This is a genomic window from Bacillus sp. BB51/4 (assembly GCF_008368845.1).
In the GTDB taxonomy this organism is placed as follows: Bacteria; Bacillota; Bacilli; order Bacillales; family Bacillaceae_G; genus Bacillus_A; species Bacillus_A wiedmannii.
The window spans coordinates 66,979-88,611 of record NZ_QOSC01000017.1 but is presented as its reverse complement, the minus strand read 5'-3'; the positions used below and the strand labels follow the sequence as shown (position 1 = coordinate 88,611).

19 protein-coding genes are annotated in these 21,633 nt (G+C 36.7%); all 19 read left to right on the top strand.

From position 1 onward, the window contains the following. Positions 1 to 72: 72 nt before the first annotated feature. Positions 73 to 1,605 (top strand): ABC transporter ATP-binding protein, encoded by a 1,533-nt coding sequence (locus DN392_RS23335; RefSeq protein WP_000456916.1) that lies wholly within the window; start codon positions 73 to 75, stop codon positions 1,603 to 1,605. Then, complete coding sequence (locus DN392_RS23330; RefSeq protein WP_001074492.1) at positions 1,598 to 2,656, top strand: ABC transporter permease; 1,059 nt, start codon at positions 1,598 to 1,600, stop codon at positions 2,654 to 2,656. Before DN392_RS23335 ends, DN392_RS23330 begins: the two co-directional genes overlap by 8 nt. Further along, positions 2,657 to 3,616: an ABC transporter permease gene (locus DN392_RS23325; protein ID WP_000008847.1), complete on the top strand. Its 960-nt coding sequence runs from the start codon at positions 2,657 to 2,659 to the stop codon at positions 3,614 to 3,616. It begins immediately after the preceding gene. A 198-nt stretch (positions 3,617 to 3,814) separates the two neighbouring features. Continuing rightward, positions 3,815 to 5,089, top strand: coding sequence for an EF-P 5-aminopentanol modification-associated protein YfmF (yfmF, locus tag DN392_RS23320; protein WP_000772422.1), 1,275 nt, complete (start codon positions 3,815 to 3,817; stop codon positions 5,087 to 5,089). Then, positions 5,090 to 6,376, top strand: a complete 1,287-nt coding sequence (gene yfmH / locus DN392_RS23315) for an EF-P 5-aminopentanol modification-associated protein YfmH (protein ID WP_064472412.1) — start codon at positions 5,090 to 5,092, stop codon at positions 6,374 to 6,376. A 99-nt stretch (positions 6,377 to 6,475) separates the two neighbouring features. Beyond that, positions 6,476 to 7,189: an elongation factor P 5-aminopentanone reductase gene (gene ymfI / locus DN392_RS23310; protein ID WP_000759596.1), complete on the top strand. Its 714-nt coding sequence runs from the start codon at positions 6,476 to 6,478 to the stop codon at positions 7,187 to 7,189. A gap of 75 nt (positions 7,190 to 7,264) precedes the next feature. Next, on the top strand, positions 7,265 to 7,513 hold the full coding sequence (locus DN392_RS23305) for a DUF3243 domain-containing protein (RefSeq protein WP_000114455.1): 249 nt from the start codon (positions 7,265 to 7,267) through the stop codon (positions 7,511 to 7,513). A 139-nt stretch (positions 7,514 to 7,652) separates the two neighbouring features. Then, entirely contained in the window at positions 7,653 to 8,438 is a 786-nt protein-coding gene (locus DN392_RS23300; protein ID WP_000574107.1) for a DUF3388 domain-containing protein, read from the top strand. A 21-nt stretch (positions 8,439 to 8,459) separates the two neighbouring features. Next, the gene (locus DN392_RS23295) at positions 8,460 to 9,371 is read left to right on the top strand and encodes a helix-turn-helix domain-containing protein (RefSeq protein ID WP_000137490.1); all 912 of its coding nucleotides are present in this window, start codon (positions 8,460 to 8,462) and stop codon (positions 9,369 to 9,371) included. A gap of 63 nt (positions 9,372 to 9,434) precedes the next feature. Then, entirely contained in the window at positions 9,435 to 10,013 is a 579-nt protein-coding gene (pgsA, locus tag DN392_RS23290; protein WP_001052976.1) for a CDP-diacylglycerol--glycerol-3-phosphate 3-phosphatidyltransferase, read from the top strand. 20 nt (positions 10,014 to 10,033) lie between these two features. Next, positions 10,034 to 11,272, top strand: a complete 1,239-nt coding sequence (cinA, locus tag DN392_RS23285; protein WP_048565642.1) for a competence/damage-inducible protein CinA — start codon at positions 10,034 to 10,036, stop codon at positions 11,270 to 11,272. A gap of 142 nt (positions 11,273 to 11,414) precedes the next feature. Further along, a complete protein-coding gene (gene recA, locus DN392_RS23280; protein WP_048563306.1) occupies positions 11,415 to 12,446 on the top strand; it encodes a recombinase RecA in 1,032 nt (343 codons plus the stop codon). A gap of 480 nt (positions 12,447 to 12,926) precedes the next feature. Continuing rightward, positions 12,927 to 14,492: a ribonuclease Y gene (gene rny / locus DN392_RS23275; protein WP_000099731.1), complete on the top strand. Its 1,566-nt coding sequence runs from the start codon at positions 12,927 to 12,929 to the stop codon at positions 14,490 to 14,492. Positions 14,493 to 14,646: 154 nt separating this feature from the next. Continuing rightward, entirely contained in the window at positions 14,647 to 15,441 is a 795-nt protein-coding gene (locus DN392_RS23270) for a TIGR00282 family metallophosphoesterase (RefSeq protein ID WP_001221093.1), read from the top strand. A gap of 149 nt (positions 15,442 to 15,590) precedes the next feature. Next, entirely contained in the window at positions 15,591 to 15,851 is a 261-nt protein-coding gene (gene spoVS / locus DN392_RS23265; RefSeq protein WP_000404341.1) for a stage V sporulation protein SpoVS, read from the top strand. Between the two features lie 58 nt (positions 15,852 to 15,909). Continuing rightward, positions 15,910 to 16,833: a dipeptidase gene (locus DN392_RS23260; protein WP_000688022.1), complete on the top strand. Its 924-nt coding sequence runs from the start codon at positions 15,910 to 15,912 to the stop codon at positions 16,831 to 16,833. A gap of 227 nt (positions 16,834 to 17,060) precedes the next feature. After that, positions 17,061 to 18,818: a 2-oxoacid:acceptor oxidoreductase subunit alpha gene (locus tag DN392_RS23255; RefSeq protein WP_000625433.1), complete on the top strand. Its 1,758-nt coding sequence runs from the start codon at positions 17,061 to 17,063 to the stop codon at positions 18,816 to 18,818. Beyond that, positions 18,805 to 19,671 (top strand): 2-oxoacid:ferredoxin oxidoreductase subunit beta, encoded by an 867-nt coding sequence (locus DN392_RS23250; protein ID WP_000190158.1) that lies wholly within the window; start codon positions 18,805 to 18,807, stop codon positions 19,669 to 19,671. Before DN392_RS23255 ends, DN392_RS23250 begins: the two co-directional genes overlap by 14 nt. Before the next feature lie 429 nt (positions 19,672 to 20,100). Continuing rightward, on the top strand, positions 20,101 to 21,630 hold the full coding sequence (gene miaB / locus DN392_RS23245; protein WP_001005405.1) for a tRNA (N6-isopentenyl adenosine(37)-C2)-methylthiotransferase MiaB: 1,530 nt from the start codon (positions 20,101 to 20,103) through the stop codon (positions 21,628 to 21,630). Positions 21,631 to 21,633 lie beyond the last annotated feature (3 nt).

Genomic DNA, 21,633 nt, shown 5'->3' with positions numbered 1-21,633 from the left:
ACCTTTGTATATATAAAAATACCTTTAATAGACTGCAATTGGGGAGTGTTCCCTGCTAGAAGGAGGAACAAAATGGAATACGTAATTGAGATGAACAATATTACAAAAGTATTCCCAGGCATTGTAGCGAATGATGATATTACGCTGCAAGTAAAACAGGGAGAGATACACGCTTTACTTGGAGAAAATGGTGCAGGGAAATCAACATTGATGAATGTACTGTTCGGTTTGTATCAACCAGAACAGGGAGAAATTAAGATTAAAGGAAAACCTGTAAAAATTACAAATCCGAATATAGCAAATGACCTTGGTATTGGGATGGTCCATCAGCATTTTATGCTTGTTCATAATTTTACAGTTACAGAGAATATTATTCTTGGAAATGAGCCGAAGAAAAAAGGAAGAATTGCTGTTGAAGAGGCTGCGAAAGAAATTAAACAATTATCTGAACAGTACGGTTTAGCAGTTGATCCAAATGCAAAGATTGAAGATATTTCGGTTGGGATGCAGCAAAGGGTTGAAATATTAAAAACGCTTTATCGTGGTGCGGAGATTTTAATATTCGATGAACCAACTGCGGTGTTAACTCCTCAAGAAATTCACGAGTTGATTCAAATTATGAAAAAGCTTGTGCAAGAAGGAAAATCTATCGTTCTTATTACACATAAATTGAAAGAAATTATGGAAGTTTGCGATCGTTGCACAATTATTCGTAAAGGTAAAGGAATTGGTACAGTTGACGTTGCGGAAATGAATGAACATAAACTTGCAGAATTAATGGTCGGACGTCAAGTGAATTTTAAAACAGAAAAAATAGAGGCTAAACCGAAAGAAGAGGTTCTATCTGTTTCGAATATTTTCGTTCATGATGCACGCCAATTACCTGCTGTAAAAGGCCTTGACTTAACTGTTCGTGCAGGAGAAATCGTTGGTATTGCAGGGATTGATGGAAATGGACAAAGTGAATTAATAGAGGCAATTACTGGTTTACGAAAAGTTGAGTCAGGTTCTATTGCAATTAAAGGAAAAGAAATAACAAATTGGCCTGTTCGAAGAATTACAGAGGAAGGAATTGGTCATATTCCAGAAGATCGTCATAAACACGGTCTTGTGCTTGATTTTTCTGTTAGAGATAATATAGTTTTACAAACGTACTATAAAAATCCATTCTCAAAGAAAGGGATTTTAAACTTTAGTCAAATCACACAAAAAGCAAAAGCGCTTATTGAACAGTTTGATGTGCGTACACCCGGTGAACACACATTAACTCGTGCACTATCTGGTGGAAACCAGCAGAAGGCAATTATCGCACGCGAAGTGGATCGTAATCCAGATTTATTAATTGCAGCACAGCCAACACGTGGTTTAGATGTAGGTGCGATTGAATTTATTCATAAAAAATTAATCGAGCAAAGAGATAAGGGAAAAGCAGTATTGCTTCTATCGCTAGAACTGGATGAAATTTTAAATGTAAGTGATCGAGTTGCTGTTATATATGAAGGGGAAATTGTAGCAATTGTTGATGCGAAAGAAACAAATGAACAACAGCTTGGTTTGTTGATGGCTGGCGGAACGGAGAAAGAGAAGGTGAATACAAATGGCTAAAAAATTTTTAACGGAGCGAACAATTAATATTTTAGTTCCTGTATTATCCGTTATTTTTGGTTTACTTGTTGGTGCCATTGTAATGTTATTTAGTGGATATGATCCAATTGTTGGGTATGCAGCGCTTTGGGAAGGAATGGTTGGAAATCCACAAGCAATTGGTGAAACATTACGTACGATGATTCCGCTTGTATTAGCAGGACTTTCTGTAGCATTTGCATTCCGTACAGGCCTTTTTAACATCGGAGTAGAAGGACAGTTATTAGTCGGGTGGCTTGCTGCTGTTTGGTTTGGATATGCAGTATCATTACCGGCAATTTTACATATTCCGTTGTCAATTTTAGTAGCGGCAATAGCTGGTGGGCTATGGGGATTTATCCCGGGATATTTGAAAGGGAAATTTAAAGTAAATGAAGTAATCGTAACGATTATGATGAATTATATTGCACTTTACGTGACGTATGATTTAATTAAACGCTTTTTACATGAGGCGAATGAGAAGTCATATGATATAAAATCTAGTGCTTCTTTATCTTCTGAATGGTTATCTTCTTTAACAGATGGTTCTCGTTTGCACTGGGGGATTGTCGTAGCGATATTAGTAGCAATTATTATGTGGTTCTTATTGGACAGAACGACATTGGGATACGAATTGAAATCTGTTGGATTTAATCAACATGCTTCTCAGTATGCGGGGATGAAAGTTTCTCGAAATGTTGTACTATCTATGACGATTGCGGGTGCATTTGCAGGGATTGGTGGTGCTATGGAAGGGCTTGGTACATTCCAAAACATGACAGCGATGTCTTCGTTTACTGGTATCGGATTTGATGGGATTGCGGTAGCTCTACTTGGGGGGAATAATCCGTTTGGTATATTATTAGCGGCTTTACTGTTCGGTGGTTTGAAAAGTGCAGCCCCACAAATGAATTTTGAAGCAGATGTACCTTCTGAGTTAATTAACGTTATTATTGCATGTATTATTTTCTTTGTAGCGTGCAGTTATGTTTTACGCTGGGCACTTACACGCATGAGCAAGGAGGGGAAATAAATGAGCTTTTTAGATATTTTAGCCATTCTTGTGACGGGTACGTTATATACGGCAGCGCCACTTATTTTTACGGCGTTAGGTGGAGTGTTTAGTGAACGTTCTGGGGTTGTAAATATAGCGTTAGAAGGTTTAATGTTATTTGGTGCATTTACTGGTATCGTTACAACGTTATTAATGGGTGATACGTGGGGAGCGATGACTCCTTGGATAGCTCTATTATTTGCAGCAATTGGTAGTGGGTTATTTGCACTTCTTCATGCGGTAGCATCCATTACATTCCGTGCGGATCAAGTAGTGAGCGGGGTAGCGATTAATTTCTTAGCTCTTGGTTTAACGGTATTTGCCATTAAGAAAATCTTTGGCAAAGGACAAACTGATTTCATTCAATATCGTATTGAAAAAATCGATGTTCCGGGTCTTTCGGATATTCCGGTAATCGGAAAAATCTTTTTCTCAAATGTACCATTAACATCGTATATTGCTATTATTTTAGCGTTTGTCGTTTGGTATGTCATTTATAAAACGCCGTTCGGTCTTCGTCTTCGTGCGGTTGGTGAACATCCAATGGCAGCAGATACGATGGGTATTAATGTATATAAAATGCGTTATATTGCAGTTGCTATATCTGGAATGTTTGCAGGGGTTGGTGGAGCGGTCTTCGCTATGTCGATTTCTGGTAACTTCTCAGGTGCTACAATTACTGGACAAGGTTTCTTAGCGCTAGCAGCTATGATTTTCGGTAAATGGAATCCACTCGGTGCTCTTGGAGCGGCTCTGTTCTTCGGATTTGCTCAATCACTTGGAATAACAGGTGGTACGATTCCGGTACTAAAGGAAATTCCAAGTGTATTCTTAACGATATTACCGTATGTATTCACAATATTAGCACTTGTTGGTTTTGTAGGTCGTTCTGAAGCTCCGAAAGCGTTAGGAACGCCGTATGAAAAAGGAAAACGATAAGTATAAAAAAGCTCGCACATTAGTGCGGGCTTTTTTACATAGACTATATGTAATACGGAATTTTACGATGTTCCTTACATATGACAGTTTTTAGAAAGAGCCTCATGTAAGTATAGTGAGGAAGAAAAGTTGATTTTTTATTTCTAAAAACTGTATATTGAAGAGGAATATTCCTATATACGTAAAGGAGGGCTATAAATGAAACTAATGGAACAACAGTTACATGAGTTAGGTGGTTTGCGAGTACATATTATCCCGACTGATAAATATAAAACAAATACTTTTGTATTTCGTTTTAAAGCACCTTTAAATGAAGAGACGGTGACAGAGCGTGCCCTATTGCCATACGTATTGCAAAGTGCGACAGAAAAGCTTCCTTCTGTAATTCGTCTTCGTCAATATTTAGAAGAATTATACGGATCTTCTTTGGCAGTAGATGTAAGTAAAAAAGGAGAAGACCATATTATCTCTATTTATGTAGACATTGCAAATGAAGTATATTTACATGATGCACCACCGCTATTTGAAAAAGTACTTTCTATGTTATCGGATATCGTTTTACATCCAGCAACAGAGGGGGATGGTTTTTTACCTTCTATCGTAGAAAGTGAAAAGAGAGCGCTCTTGCAACGAATTGAAGCTACGTATGATGATAAAATGCGCTATGCAAACGAGCGTTTAATTGAAGAAATGTGCAAAGTAGAACCGTATCGATTAAGTGCAAATGGAAAAAAAGAGAGTGTTGCATCTATTACAAATGAAAGTTTATATCAATATTATCAAAAAGTGTTAGCGGAAGATGAAATGGATCTATACATTATTGGTGATATTTCAGAAAACGCAGTGGATCTTGTAAGTAAGTATTTTTCTATTTCAGCACGTCCTGTGAGAGAGAGAAATGTACTTCTTCATAAGAGAAATAATGAAGAAAAAGAAGTTGTTGAAAAACAAGAATTAAAACAAAGTAAATTACACATTGGTTATCGTACGTTTATTACGTATAAAGACGAAGATTATTTTGCACTACAATTGTTCAATGGATTGTTTGGAGGATTTTCTCATTCGAAGTTATTCGTTAACGTTCGTGAAAAAAATAGTTTAGCGTACTATGCGGCATCCCGCTTTGAAAGTCATAAAGGCTTATTGTTTGTCATGTCAGGGATCGAAGCGAAAAATTATGAAAAAGCTGTTGAGATTATTAAAGAACAAATGTTGGCGATGCAAAATGGTGATTTTTCTGAAGAAGAGATGCATCAAACGAAAAGTGTCATTCAAAATCAAATATTAGAAGCGATTGATACACCGCGCGGATTTGTGGAAATGCTGTATCATGGTATTATTTCAGACCGTACGCGTCCGGTTGAAGAATGGCTTTCAGGTATTGAAAGTGTGACGAAAGAAGAGATTGTGAAAGTTGCTAAAAATATTGAACTAGATACAATTTACTTTTTACATGGAACGGAGGGAGAATAAATGGAGAAAATTGTTTATGAGCAATTAAAAGAGACACTCTATTATGAAAAACTTCCTAATGGATTAGATGTATATATTTTACCGAAGCAAGGATTTAATAAAACATTTGCAACGTTTACGACAAAATATGGTTCTATGGATAATACATTCGTACCACTAGGTAAAGAAGAAATGATTCGTGTGCCTGATGGAATTGCTCATTTTCTTGAGCATAAATTATTTGAAAAAGAAGATCACGATGCTTTCCAATTGTTTAGTAAACAAGGGGCATCAGCAAATGCTTTCACATCTTTCACAAGAACAGCTTACCTGTTTTCATGTACATCAAATGTAGAACAAAATTTAAATACATTGTTAAACTTCGTACAAGAGCCTTACTTCTCTGAAAAAACAGTTGAAAAAGAGAAGGGAATTATTGGGCAAGAAATTCAAATGTATCAAGATAATCCAGATTGGCGCTTATACTTTGGATTAATTGATAGCTTGTTTGTAAAGCACCCAATTAAAATTGATATTGCAGGGACAATCGAGTCTATTAGTAAAATTACGAAAGACTTATTATATGAATGCTATGAAACATTTTATCATCCGAGCAATATGTTATTGTTCGTTGTGGGGGCAATTGATCCAGAGAAAACAATGGATTTAGTACGTGAAAATCAAGCGAAAAAAGATTATAAAAACAAGCCAGAAATTGTACGTTCATTTGAGGAAGAACCAGATGAGGTAAATGAAAAGAAGAAAATTATTTCCATGCCTGTACAAACACCGAAATGTTTAGTTGGTATTAAAGCGACAAATTTAAAAGAAAAAGGGAAAGCCCTTTTAAAACAAGAAATTGCGCTTACGTTACTTTTAGATTATTTATTTGGGAAAAGCTCCGTTCATTACGAATCTTTATATAATGAAGGTCTTATTGATGATTCGTTCTCGTATGATTATACGGAAGAAAATAACTTCGGTTTTGCAATGGTTGGCGGCGATACGAAGCAACCTGATGAGCTGGAAGAGCGTTTGAAAAGCATTTTACTAAATACAAATTATGATCAATTAGATGAGGTGGCATTAGAACGAGTAAAGAAAAAGAAAATAGGTGGCTTTTTACGCTCGTTGAATTCGCCGGAATATATTGCAAATCAATTTACACGATATGCGTTTAATGAATCTAGTCTGTTTGAGGCATTGACTGTATTAGAAAGTTTAACTGTTCAAGATTTACAAGAAGTAGCCAAATTATTATTATCAGAAGAGAAAATGAGTGTTTGTCAAGTTTTACCGAAAAAATAAAAGGTTTCATAATAATACCCTCATCTTATCATTGATAAATTGTAAGATGAGGGTATTATTTATAGGAGAAAGATTTTGTTGAGATAAGAGAGGAATTGTATGAAAAAGTATGCATTAGTAACTGGAGGAAGCGGAGGGATTGGCTCTGCTATTTCAAAACAATTAATTCAAGATGGATATACAGTATATGTTCATTATAATAACAGTGCAGAGAAAGTGAACGAGTTGCAGAAAGAATGGGGTGAAGTGATTCCTGTTCAAGCGAATTTAGCTTCTACTGATGGGGCAGAGCAGTTGTGGGAACAAATTGAACATCCTCTTGATGTTATCGTATATGCAGCTGGGAAGAGTATCTTTGGACTCGTAACAGATGTAACGAACGATGAATTGAATTATATGGTAGAACTTCAAGTGAAGAGTATCTATAAATTATTATCAAGGGCGCTGCCATCTATGATTCAGCGGAGAAGTGGTAATATTGTACTTGTTTCTTCTATATGGGGCCAAATCGGCGCATCATGTGAAGTGCTTTACTCGATGGTAAAAGGTGCACAAAATTCATATGTGAAAGCTTTAGCGAAAGAAGTTTCATTAAGTGGATTAAGGGTTAACGCGGTGGCGCCAGGTGCAATTGAAACGGAAATGTTACAAGTATTTTCAGAAGAGGATAAAAATGAAATTGCTGAAGAGATCCCGTTAGGTAGGTTGGGACTACCAGAAGAGGTAGCGAAAACAGTGTCATTCCTCGTATCACCAGGAGCATCTTACATAACTGGACAAATTATCGGAGTAAATGGTGGTTGGCATTGCTAAAAATTTCTTACATAAAAAATGAAAAACTGTACAAATTAAGCATGATTCTATTACTAAGTAGTGAGGTGCTTACACATGTCAGTTTTAGATAATTTTGATCAATGGAAGAGCTTTTTAGGAGAACGTTTAGAACAGGCATCAGGAAAAGGTCTTGATGGTGGTGCTGTATCAGATATGGCATTTCGTGTTGGAGATTATTTAGCAAATGAAGTAGAAGCGCGCAACGATCAAGAGAAATTATTGTCTGAGCTTTGGAAAGTTGCTGATGAACAAGAGCAACATACAATCGCAAACTTAATGGTGAAGTTTGTACAGCATAAGTAAAAAATAGAGAGGAGAATCTCCTCTCTATTTTTTTTGTATAATAATTGAACGGGATAGATTATACATTTAGCTTCCCTATTAAGGTGAAATCATATAATATAGTACGTAGGTGTAAAGTAAGCAAGGGGAGTGATCTTGGATGATTGAATGGTATTTTGAATATGAAATACATAAAAACCGACCTGGCTTGCTTGGTGACGTTTCTTCGTTAATCGGTATGCTCGGCATTAATATTGTCACAATTAATGGTGTAGATAATGCACGACGTGGATTACTCCTTATGTGTGATAATCAAGAGCAAATCTCTAGACTTGAATCAATTTTAAATACGATGGATAACATAACGGTAACGAAATATCGTCCGCCAAAGCTAAGAGATAAGCTAGCGGTTAGACATGGTAGGTACATACAACGAGATGCAGATGATAAGAAAACATTTCGATTTGTACGTGATGAATTAGGGTTACTTGTAGACTTTATGGCTGAAATAATGAAAAAAGAAGGTCATAAACTAATCGGGATACGAGGAATGCCTCGTGTCGGAAAAACAGAATCCATTGTTGCCGCAAGTGTTTGTGCAAATAAAAGATGGTTATTTGTATCATCTACTCTTATTAAGCAAACTGTTCGTAGTCAATTGATTGAAGATGAGTATAGCGACGACAATATTTTTATCTTAGATGGAATCGTGTCAACAAAGCGTGCTAACGAAAGGCATTGGCAGCTTGTTCGTGAAATTATGAGATTACCTGCAACGAAAGTTGTGGAACATCCTGACGTATTTGTGAGTCAGTCAGAATACACATTGGATGATTTTGATTATATTATCGAGTTGCGTAACGATTATGATGAAGAAATTCAATATAATTTAGTAGATGAAATTGAGCAAGGTACGCAAAATAATTTCTCTATGTTTGACTTTTAAAGAAATATTGAGGTGTTAGTAGTGACAGAATTAGGACAAAAGCTGAAAGAAGCAAGAGGAACGAAGGGCTTGTCTATGGATCAGCTGCATGAGATTACAAAAATTCAAAAACGCCATTTAGTAGCGATTGAGGAAGGCAATTATGATGTATTGCCAGGAGCTTTTTATGCGCGTGCATTCATTAAACAATACGCAGATGCGGTTGGGTTAAATGGAGAGGAACTGCTTGTAGAATATCAGAGTACGATACCACAATCTGAAAAACGCGACGTTCCACAAGTATCAACAGGACAGAAAACACAAGAAACAATGCAAAAATCTTCATCATGGCCAATTGCAGATCATATGCCGAAAGTTTTAGTTGCGCTATTAGTAATTGCATTTGGAGTGGTAATTTGGTTTGTTTTCCAAGCGTTAACTGGAAAAGGTGATGAGAAAGTTCCGAATGCTCAAAGTGAGAAAATTGAAGTTAAAAAAGCAGAAAACTCTCCGTTAGATACGAAGAAAGATGAAGTGAAAGCGGAAGAGCCGAAAAAAGAGGAACCAAAGAAAGAAGAGCCAAAGAAAGAGGAACAACCGGCACAACCAACGGGACAAGAAGAAGTAAAAGTAGTTGGTACAACTGGTAAAGTATCTACTTTGGAAATTCATAACAATAAAACATTAGAACTGGAAATATCGGGTAAAGGTGCGAGCTATGTAGATGTTAAAGATGATGCGGGGAATGTGATTCTAAACGCTACAGTACAAGAGGGCCAAATAGAAAAACGTGATGTATCAACATTAAAAGAAGTGCGACTTAATATTGGGAATGCAACGAATGTTGAAGTTAAACTGAATGGCCAAGTGGTCGCTTATCCATTGGATCCAGAAAAAGAACTTCACCAAAGATTGGTGATAAAAAACCAAGGGATAGGGCAACCAGCACAATAATAGTCATCGCCTCGATGACTTTTTTCAATGAACAAATGTTTTTGATATGATGGAGGAATAGCTGTGAATTTACCAAATAAAATTACAATATCTAGAATCTTCTTAATTCCAATTTTTATGGTAATTATGTTAGCGCCCTTTGAATGGGGTTCATACACAATTGGTGATGTTGATTTACCAATTCAACATTTAGTAGGGGCACTTATCTTTATTATTGCTTCGGCTACAGATTGGATTGATGGACATTACGCAAGAAAGTATAATCTTGTAACGAATTTAGGGAAGTTTCTTGACCCGTTAGCTGATAAATTACTTGTTTCAGCAGCGCTTATTACATTAGTTGAGATGCAATACGTACCTGCTTGGATCGTTATTGTAATTATCAGCCGTGAGTTTGCAGTAACTGGTTTACGCCTTGTACTTGCTGGAACAGGAGAAGTAGTGGCAGCAAATCAGTTAGGGAAAATTAAGACGTGGACACAAATTATTGCAATTGCGGCGTATTTATTACACGATGTACCTTTAAATTTAATCCATATCCCAGTTGCTGATATTTTCATATGGATTGCATTAATCTTTACTGTTATTTCAGGGTGGGATTATTTCTGGAAAAATAGAGCTGCTTTTGTAAACTCAAAATAGAAGTTTATGGGGGAATTGGGATGAATGCTGAAATTATTGCGGTTGGAACTGAATTATTACTTGGACAAATTGCAAATACAAATGCCCAGTTTTTATCTGAAAAGTTAGCTTCAATCGGAATTAATGTGTACTACCATACTGTAGTTGGAGATAATAACAAGCGATTACAGCAGGCGATTGAAGTTGCGGAAGAACGTGCTGACATACTTATTTTTACAGGTGGATTAGGCCCGACAAAAGATGATTTGACGAAAGAAACGATATCTTCTAGGTTGGGTGAAGAGCTTGTATATGATGAAAAGGCATTAGCATCGATAAGCGAGTACTTTAAGCGTACAGGTCGGGAGTTCACAGAGAATAATAAAAAGCAAGCGCTCGTTTTGAATGGAGCAACTGTATTTGCGAATGATCACGGCATGGCACCTGGTATGGGGCTAAATAAGAACAGGAAAGTTTATATTTTATTACCAGGACCACCGAAAGAGATGAAGCCGATGTATATAAGTTATGTAGAGCCTTTTTTACGTAACTTTACAACAGGAGAAAACATTTATTCTCGTGTGCTTCGCTTTTTCGGGATTGGGGAATCTCAATTAGAAGTGAAAGTTCAAGATTTAATTGATGGACAAACGAACCCGACAATCGCCCCCCTTGCGAATGATGGAGAAGTGACACTACGTTTAACTGCCAAACATCAAAATGCTGATGAAGCTGCGAAACGAATTCAGCATATGGAAGATTTGATTTTAGAAAGAGTAGGAAAATTTTTCTACGGGTATGATCAAGAGTTTCTGCATGATAAGGCGATAGAGTTATTGAAGAAAAAAGGATTAACTTTAGCGTGTGCAGAAAGTTTAACCGGTGGTCTCTTTGGTAATCAAGTAACAGAAAGTGCTGGTGTGTCTTCAGTATTTAAAGGCGGTGTCATTTGTTATCATAATGATGTGAAGCAACATGTTTTACATGTACCTGCGGAAGTGTTGTCTACTGATGGTGCAGTTAGTAAAGAATGTGCTCGTTATCTTGCTGAAAATGTTAAGGGCTTATTAAAAGCGGATATCGGAATTAGTTTCACTGGGGTAGCAGGACCGGATGCTTCAGAACATAAAGAGCCGGGAACAGTATTCGTTGGATTGGCGATTAAGGATAAACCAACTGTAGTCTTTCCTCTTATTTTAAGTGGAAGTCGTCAACAAATTAGGGAACGTTCGGTGAAATATGGATTTTATCATTTATATAAAAAGCTAGAAGAGATATAAGTTTCTTCTAGCTTTTTTTATGGTTAAACTCATTTTTATTTAATGGAAAATAAAAAAATCGAATAAATGTTCGATTTTGTTGGCAAATTGAATTGAAAATAGGTATAATAAGATTAGCAATTCAGTTAAGGAGGAATTTTGAATGAGTGATCGTCAAGCGGCGTTAGATATGGCGTTAAAACAAATAGAGAAGCAATTCGGTAAAGGTTCAATTATGAAATTAGGAGAACAAGCGGAGCGTAGAATTTCTACAATTTCAAGTGGTTCTTTAGCACTTGATGTGGCATTAGGGGTAGGCGGCTACCCACGTGGTCGTATTATCGAAATTTATGGACCAGAAAGTTCAGGTAAAACAACAGTTTCATTACACGCAATCGCGGAAGTACAGCGTCAAGGTGGACAAGCAGCGTTTATTGATGCGGAGCATGCAATGGATCCTGTATATGCACAAAAATTAGGCGTTAACATAGATGAATTACTATTATCACAACCTGATACAGGGGAGCAAGGACTAGAAATCGCAGAAGCACTTGTACGAAGTGGCGCGGTTGATATTATCGTAATTGACTCTGTAGCAGCTCTTGTACCGAAAGCTGAGATTGAAGGAGACATGGGTGACTCACACGTAGGTCTACAAGCTCGTTTAATGTCTCAAGCACTTCGTAAGCTGTCAGGTGCAATCAATAAATCAAAAACAATCGCAATCTTTATTAACCAAATTCGTGAAAAAGTTGGGGTTATGTTCGGGAATCCAGAAACAACTCCAGGTGGTCGTGCGTTGAAATTCTATTCAACAGTTCGTCTTGAAGTACGTCGTGCGGAGCAATTAAAGCAAGGTAATGACATTGTTGGTAATAAAACGAAAGTAAAAGTAGTTAAAAATAAAGTAGCACCACCATTCCGTGTTGCTGAAGTTGATATTATGTACGGAGAAGGTATTTCAAGAGAAGGTGAAATCTTAGATATGGCTTCTGAACTTGATATCGTTCAAAAGAGTGGTGCTTGGTACTCTTATAATGAAGAGCGTTTAGGACAAGGTCGTGAAAATTCGAAGCAATTCTTAAAAGAGAATACGGATTTAAGAGAGGAAATTGCCTTCTTTGTTCGTGATCATCACGGAATTGGTGAAGACTCTGGTGTGGAAGACACGGAAGATTCAAATCTTCAAGATTAAAAATAAAAGACACGGTCCCGTGTCTTTTATTTTTAATTATTATGAAAGCGTTGTATATCGTTGGAAATAAAATATTTAATTTAACTAAAAGGCTATGTATAAAGAGGGATATATGCATGTTTTGTATGCATAAACTGGAATTTACTAAGGTTTTCCAGGATAATATGCTGTCTGCTTTTTAAATTCATATATGAATTAGGGCTGAAGGTAAAGAAAGTAAAAGTAGACAACGCTTGACAATGAAAATTGCGATAGATACAATGAGAATGTATATTTTTTCTTATATACGAAACACTCTTCTCAAGAAGAGAAGTAATATTCGGAGTAAGACTTAAATCTTGCCGAAATAATAATATGACATTTTAATTGTGAAATGAAGAAAGTCCCTTAAAAAAGTGGGGCGACGGTCTTTGCTGTATGTTGGTATTCAATGTACATGCCGACAGTCTTTTTTCATTCATAGCAAGGGGAGGTGAAATCATGAGTAGTACTACAGTTTGGATACTCATCTCCATTTTGCTTGCAACAGTCGGTGCAGTTGTTGGCTTTTTTGTTCGAAAGTCTATTGCTGAAGCGAAGATTAATGGTGCAGCTAATGAAGCGAAACGTATTATAGACGAAGCGAATCGTGAGGCTGAAGCACTTAAGAAAGAAGCGCTTTTAGAAGCAAAGGATGAAATTCATACACTTCGTACAGAAGCTGAATTAGAAATTCGTGACCGTAGAAGCGAATTACAAAAACAAGAAAATCGTTTAATGCAAAAAGAAGAGAACCTTGATCGTAAAGACGAAACGCTCGATAAACGCGAGCGACAGTTAGAAAAGAAAGAGGATTCTCTTGTAGCGAGACAACAACAGATTGAAGAGTTGGAAAGCAAAGTGGGAGAGTTAGTTCAAAAGCAACAAACAGAATTAGAGCGCATTTCCAATCTGACACGCGAACAAGCGAAAGCAATTATTCTTGGTAAAGTAGAAAGTGAAGTTTCTCATGAAATTGCCGTAATGGTAAAAGAAAGTGAAGTTCGTGCGAAAGAAGAAGCGGATAAGAAAGCAAAAGAAATCTTATCTCTTGCAATGCAAAGATGTGCAGCTGATCATGTTGCTGAAACAACCGTTTCGGTTGTAAATCTTCCAAATGACGAAATGAAGGGACGTATTATCGGACGTGAAGGTCGAAATATTCGTACGTTAGAAACGTTAACAGGTATTGACCTTATTATCGATGATACACCAGAAGCGGTTATCCTTTCTGGATTCGACCCAATTCGTCGTGAAACAGCTCGTATCGCTCTTGATAAACTAGTACAGGACGGACGTATTCATCCAGCGCGTATTGAAGAGATGGTCGAAAAATCAAGACGTGAAGTGGACGAGTATATTCGCGAAGTCGGAGAGCAAACAACGTTTGAAGTGGGTGTTCACGGATTACATCCAGATTTAATTAAGATTTTAGGTCGTTTAAAATACCGTACAAGTTACGGACAAAACGTCTTAAAACACTCTATGGAAGTTGCATATTTAACTGGACTTATGGCAGCGGAGCTTGGTGAGGATGAAAAACTAGCAAGACGTGCTGGTCTATTACATGATATCGGTAAAGCAATTGATCATGAAGTAGAAGGTAGCCACGTTGAAATTGGTGTCGAACTCGCAACGAAGTATAAAGAGCATCCTGTAGTTATAAACAGTATTGCATCTCACCATGGGGACACAGAACCAACTTCTATCATTGCAGTTTTAGTTGCAGCAGCAGATGCATTATCAGCTGCAAGACCTGGAGCTCGTAGTGAAACACTTGAGAACTATATTCGTCGTCTTGAAAAGTTAGAAGAGATTTCAGAGTCTTATGAAGGCGTAGAAAAATCTTTCGCAATTCAAGCAGGACGAGAAGTTCGTATTCTGGTAAAACCAGATACAATTGATGATTTAGAAGCTCATCGTTTAGCTCGTGATATTCGAAAACGTATTGAAAATGAACTGGATTACCCAGGACATATTAAAGTAACTGTTATTCGTGAAACACGTGCAGTGGAATACGCAAAATAAAGTGGTGAAACACCACTTTATTTTTTTGTGTTGGAATTGGTTAAAATAAAGGGAATTAGTATACAAGTGAAACAAACTTATAATAAATATATTGTAAGGAAATCACTTGAAGCTATAGTAATAAAAAATGTAGTACATAGGAAGGGTAAGACATATGAGAATATTATTTGTTGGGGATGTAGTAGGATCTCCTGGTAGAGGTATGATTCAACAATACGTACCGGCATTAAAGAAGAAATATACACCTACAGTAACCATTATTAATGGAGAAAATGCAGCAGGTGGACGTGGAATTACGGAAAAAATATATCGAAACTTTTTAGAATGCGGGGCACAAGCGGTTACACTTGGAAACCACGCTTGGGATAACCGTGAAGTATTTGAATTTATTGATGACGCAAAATATCTTGCAAGACCAGCTAACTTCCCAGAAGGAACTCCAGGAAAAGGACTTATCTTTGTGAACTGCAATGGAACAGAAGTTGCAGTTATTAACTTACAAGGACGTACATTCCTTCCTCCAATTGATTGTCCATTCCGTAAAGTGGATGAATTAATTAACATTGCAAAAAAACGTACGAATATTATCTTTATTGATTTTCATGCGGAAACTACAAGTGAAAAACAAGCGTTAGGTTGGTATGTAGATGGTCGTGCTACAGCAGTAGTGGGTACACATACACATGTTCCTACAGCAGATAATCGTATTTTACCAAGCGGAACTGCATATATCACAGATGTTGGTATGACAGGTCCTTACGATGGGATTTTAGGTATGGATCGAGAAGCGGTATTGAAGAAGTTTTTAACAAACTTACCAGTACGATTTGAAGTGACAAGTGGTAGAACACAATTAAGTGCAGTGCTAGTTGATGTGGATCCTAATACAGGAAAAGCTAAGAAAATCCAGCGTATCTTAATTAATGATGATCAGCCATTTTTTGAGTAATTTCTGGATAAGATTTAGAAAAGTTATTATTTTTTAATTTTTTAGAAAAATTACAGAAATTTAGCAGGAATACGCGTCATTCCTCGTGAATATAAGTTAAAGTGAAATAATTGCTAATACTTTTTATAGAAACGAGGAGGAAACGCGGAATGGAAATATTAAAAGTTAAAGCAACGTCGGTCCCTAATTCTGTAGCTGGTGCACTTGCAGGTGTTATTCGCGAACGCGGAACAGCAGAAATTCAAGCCATTGGTGCAGGTGCATTGAACCAAGCGGTAAAGGCAGTAGCAATTGCAAGAGGATTTGTAGCGCCTAGTGGTTTAGACCTGATTTGTATCCCAGCGTTCACAGATATTATGATTGATGGGGAAGAGCGTACAGCAATAAAATTAATTGTAGAACCTCGTTAAGTTTAAACAACCTGTTTGCAGTATGCAAACAGGTTGTTTTTATAATGGAGGAATGGAAATGAAAATTTTTGATGCTCATTGTGATGTACTCTTTCGATTATGGAGTGCACAGGGGAAAAAGGATTTTAAAAACGATCCGCAATTACATATTACATTTGAACAGTTAAAGAAAAGAAAAGGAAGTATACAATGTTTTGCTATATATGTGCCAGAAACGGTGCTATATGAAAAACGATTTGAAGTGGCATTACAAATGGTAGATATTTTTTATAATGAAATTTTATCATTACCGGGTGTAAAGTTTATTCAGACAAAAGATGATATTAACATGTTAAAACAGGACGAGATTGGAGCGATATTAACACTAGAAGGATGCGAAGCAATTGGAAAAGATGCAATGAAATTACGGTTGTTTTATCGTCTAGGAGTACGTTCTTTTGGACTAACATGGAATTATGCCAATTTATTAGCTGATGGTGCGCTAGAGACACGTGGGGCGGGTTTAACGACCTTTGGTAAACATGTTGTACAAGAACTTAATACGTTACATGTATGGACCGATGTGTCGCATCTGAATGAAAGAAGCTTTTGGGATGTGATAGAAATTGCAAAAAATCCTATTGCCTCCCATTCAAATTGTACGAAACTTTGTCAGCACCCACGTAATTTAAACGATGAACAACTTAGAGCTCTTATAAAGCGAAATAGCATGATCGGTGTTACTTTCGTACCACAGTTTCTAATAAGTGAAAAACAAGCGAATATAGCAGATATAGTAAAACATATCGAATATATTTGTTCATTAGGTGGAGAGAACAATATAGGGTTTGGTTCGGATTTTGATGGGATATTAGAAACAGTTGTAAATGTATCAGCGTATGGAGAATATGAAAATGTAATTAATGAGCTTTGTAAACACTATGCTGCATCTACTGTAGAGCGATTTTTATATGATAATTTTGTTGAACATATAAGCTTTTAAGATTTTCGTTTTAAAAATCCAGAAAAATTAGAATTAATTCATTTGATATTATTGCTTTTTTTAAGACCTAATACTAGAATGAAAAACAAAATAGCTTTATACTAAAGATTCAGGGAAATCAGAAGAGGCATAATTTGCGTCCGTTGTAGTTTATTTGTATAAAAAATGCTAAACTATTACTGTAAAAAAATACACTACAATGAATGCAGCCAAAAGGGGTGTAGGAGATGATTAGTCAACTTTCATGGAAAGTTGGAGGCCAACAAGGTGAAGGAATTGAAAGTACAGGAGAAATCTTCTGTATTGCATTAAACCGATTAGGATATTACCTATACGGTTACCGCCACTTCTCATCACGTATTAAAGGCGGCCATACAAATAATAAAATTCGTGTAAGTACAACAGAAGTACGCGCGATCTCAGATGATTTAGATATTTTAATTGCTTTTGATCAAGAAACAATTGATTTTAACTTCCACGAACTACGTCCAGGTGGAATTGTAGTTGCGGATGCGAAATTTAATCCAACAATACCTGATAATACAGATGTAAATCTATATGTGATACCGTTTACAGATATTGCTTCAGAATTAGGTACATCATTAATGAAAAACATGGTTGCTGTTGGGGCATCAAGTGCGGTATTAGGATTAGATGAAACAGCTTATTTAAATGTTGTTGAAGAGATCTTTGGTCGTAAAGGAGAGCAAGTCGTTCAAAAGAATATGGACGCAATTAAACGTGGCTCTCAATATATGAAAGAGTTGTTAGGTGAGAAAGTTAACATGATGCAGCTTGAAAAAGCTGATGGTAAGAAACGCATGTTTATGATTGGAAACGATGCAATCGCATTTGGTGCGGTAGCTGGTGGTGCTCGCTTTATGTCTGCATATCCAATTACACCTGCATCTGAAATTATGGAATACTTAATTAAAAAATTACCAAAAGTTGGCGGAACAGTAATCCAAACTGAGGATGAAATTGCAGCTTGTACAATGGCAATCGGTGCAAACTATGCTGGTGTTCGTACATTAACTGCATCTGCTGGTCCAGGTCTATCTTTAATGATGGAAGCGATTGGTTTAGCGGGGATTACAGAAACACCATTAGTAATTGTTGATACACAACGTGGTGGTCCAAGTACAGGATTACCAACGAAACAAGAGCAGTCGGATTTAATGGCGATGATTTACGGTACGCACGGTGAGATTCCAAAAATCGTAATGGCGCCAAGTACAGTTGAAGAAGCTTTCTATGATATTGTAGAAGCATTTAACCTAGCTGAAGAATATCAAGTACCTGTTATTTTCTTAACGGATTTACAGCTTTCTCTAGGAAAACAAACTGTAGAACCGCTTACGTTAGATAAAGTGGAAATTCGTCGCGGCAAGCTTGATTTAGAAGCGGAATTACCAGAACGTGAAAATAAAGCATACTTCAAGCGTTATGAAGTAACCGAAGATGGCGTTTCACCACGTGTTTTACCTGGTATGAAAAATGGTGTTCACCATGTTACAGGTGTAGAACATGATGAAACTGGTAAACCATCTGAATCAGCAATAAACCGTAAAGATCAAATGGACAAACGTTTCCGTAAAATGGAGAACTTGAAGTTTAACACCCCTGTCTATAAAAATGTTAAGCATAAAGATGCGGACGTATTGCTTGTTGGGTTTAACTCAACTCGTGGTGCAATCGAAGAGGCAATGGAGCGCTTAGAACAAGAGGGTATGAAAGTAAACCATGCTCATGTACGTTTAGTTCACCCGTTCCCAACAGCTGAAATCGATCCACTTGTGAAAAATGCGAAGCGTGTTGTAGTGGTAGAAAACAACGCAACAGGTCAGCTTGCTAACATTATGAAAATGAATCTTGGTAACGGTGAGAAAATTTCTAGTCTTTTAAAATATGATGGGAACCCATTCTTGCCGAAAGAGATTTACAACGAATGCAAAAAAGGGGTTGTATTAAATGGCAACATTTAAGGACTTTCGTAACAGCGTAAAACCAAACTGGTGCCCAGGTTGCGGAGACTTCTCGGTGCAAGCTGCAATTCAACGTGCGGCAGCTAACGTTGGTTTAAATCCAGATGAACTTGCTGTTATCTCCGGTATCGGCTGTTCAGGTCGTATTTCAGGTTATATTAATTCATATGGTGTGCATAGTATTCATGGTCGTGCCCTTCCAATTGCACAAGGTGTGAAAATGGCAAATCGTGATTTAACAGTTATCGCATCAGGTGGTGACGGTGATGGATTTGCGATTGGTATGGGACATACAATCCATTCTATTCGTCGTAACATCGACATTACGTACATCGTAATGGATAACCAAATTTACGGATTAACAAAAGGGCAAACTTCACCGCGTAGTGAAGCTGGATTTAAAACGAAAAGCACACCACAAGGTTCAATTGAACCGTCACTAAATGTTATGGAAATGGCTTTAACAGCTGGTGCTACATTTGTGGCGCAAAGCTTTTCAAGTGATTTAAAAGAACTAACACAAATTATTGAAGCTGGTATTAACCATAAAGGATTTTCATTAATTAACGTATACAGCCCATGTGTTACTTACAATAAAGTAAATACTTACGATTGGTTTAAAGAGAATTTAACAAAACTAAGTACAGTAGAGGGATATGATCCATCTAATCGCATGATGGCTATGCAAACGTTAATGGAAAATAACGGATTAGTAACAGGTTTAATATATCAAAATACAGCGCAACCTTCGTACCAAGAACTTGTAAAAGGCTATAGTGAGAAGCCTTTAGTGCAAGCTGATTTAAATATGGATCAGAAAATGTTTGATGAACTCGTAGCTGAATTTATGTAATGTAAGAAGAGGAGGTTGCCATTTGGTAACCTTTTTTTATGAGTAAAAAATATAGGATAGTCTTATTTACTTAGAAAATTCAGAATGGTAAAATAATATATAAATCGTTGTATGAAAATGGCGAGTTCATTGCTGATGAAATGTAAGATCAGACAGAGCCTCTTTCTTGTTAAAATTGGCGCAACGCTTCATACTATGGTAATGTTTATAGGGATAAAGCAATATGCTTTTGGATAGGACAAAAAGAAGTATGAAAAGGGAATGTCTATTTGTGTGGGGAAGACTTCATTCTTATGAATGATTAGATTGATTACTCAAGTTTCAAAGGACAAGTTATCTCTCAAGCTATCTAACCATTTTTGAGGTGAGTCAAAGCGCATTAAAATGGACTATAGAGTGTGTATAGTTAAGGGTGAAAGGAGATTACCAATGAACGAGCAACAACGATTAGCAAGTCGACAAGCAAATTCCTCTACGAAAAAAGAAGAGAAAGATTATAGTAAATACTTTGAAAGTGTATACCAACCACCTTCCTTAAAAGATGCGAAAAAACGAGGGAAAGAAGAAGTTAAAATTGAACGGGATTTTGGCTTACCTGAAGAATTTCGCAATTTTGGTACAGGAAGAAAGTTCTATATTCGTACATATGGTTGTCAAATGAATGAGCATGATACGGAAGTAATGGCGGGTATTTTCACCGCACTTGGATATGAGCCAACCTTTTCAACTGAAGATGCAGATGTAGTTTTATTAAATACTTGTGCAATTCGTGAAAATGCTGAAAATAAAGTTTTCGGTGAATTAGGTCATTTAAAGTCATTAAAAAGAAGAAATCCGGACCTTTTAATTGGTGTATGTGGTTGTATGTCTCAAGAAGAATCTGTTGTAAATAAAATTATGCAAAAAAATCAGCATGTAGATATGGTGTTTGGAACGCATAATATTCATAGATTGCCGTATATTCTAAAAGATGCGATGTTCTCGAAGGAGACGGTAGTTGAAGTTTGGTCAAAAGAAGGGGATGTAATTGAAAACCTTCCGAAAGTACGCCGTGGTGATATTAAAGCTTGGGTAAATATTATGTATGGCTGTGATAAGTTCTGTACATATTGTATCGTGCCGTATACACGTGGAAAAGAGAGAAGCAGACGTCCAGAAGACATTATCCAAGAAATTCGTCATTTAGCTGCGAATGGTTATAAAGAAATTACATTACTTGGCCAGAACGTAAATGCATATGGTAAAGACTTTGAAGATTTTGAATACGGTCTTGGCGATTTAATGGACGAACTCCGTAAAGTTGATATTGCCCGTATTCGTTTTACAACGAGCCATCCACGTGATTTCGATGATCACTTAATTGAAGTGCTTGGAAAAGGTGGAAACTTAGTAGAACATATTCACTTACCAGTTCAATCTGGAAGCACAGATATGTTAAAAATTATGGCGCGCAAATATTCACGTGAGCATTATTTAGAACTTGTAAGAAAAATTAAAGAAGCAATTCCAAATGCAGTATTCACAACTGATATTATCGTTGGTTTCCCGAATGAAACAGATGAGCAATTTGAAGAAACGATGTCGTTATATCGTGAAGTAGGATTTGATACTGCCTTTACCTTTATTTATTCTCCGCGCGAAGGTACACCAGCTGCAAAAATGAAAGATAATGTACCGATGGAAGTGAAAAAAGAACGTCTTCAACGCTTAAATACACTAGTAAATACGTTGGCAATTGAAAAGAATAATCGTTACAAAGGTCAAATTGTAGAAGTGTTAGTTGATGGGGAAAGTAAAAATAATCCAGAAGTACTCGCAGGTTATACTCGTACGAATAAACTTGTAAACTTCGTCGCTTCAAAATCTTTAATTGGTCAGCTTGTGAAAGTAAAAGTAACGGAAGCAAAAACTTGGTCTCTTAACGGGGAATTAGTTGAAGAGCCGATTGAGGTGGAATAATAG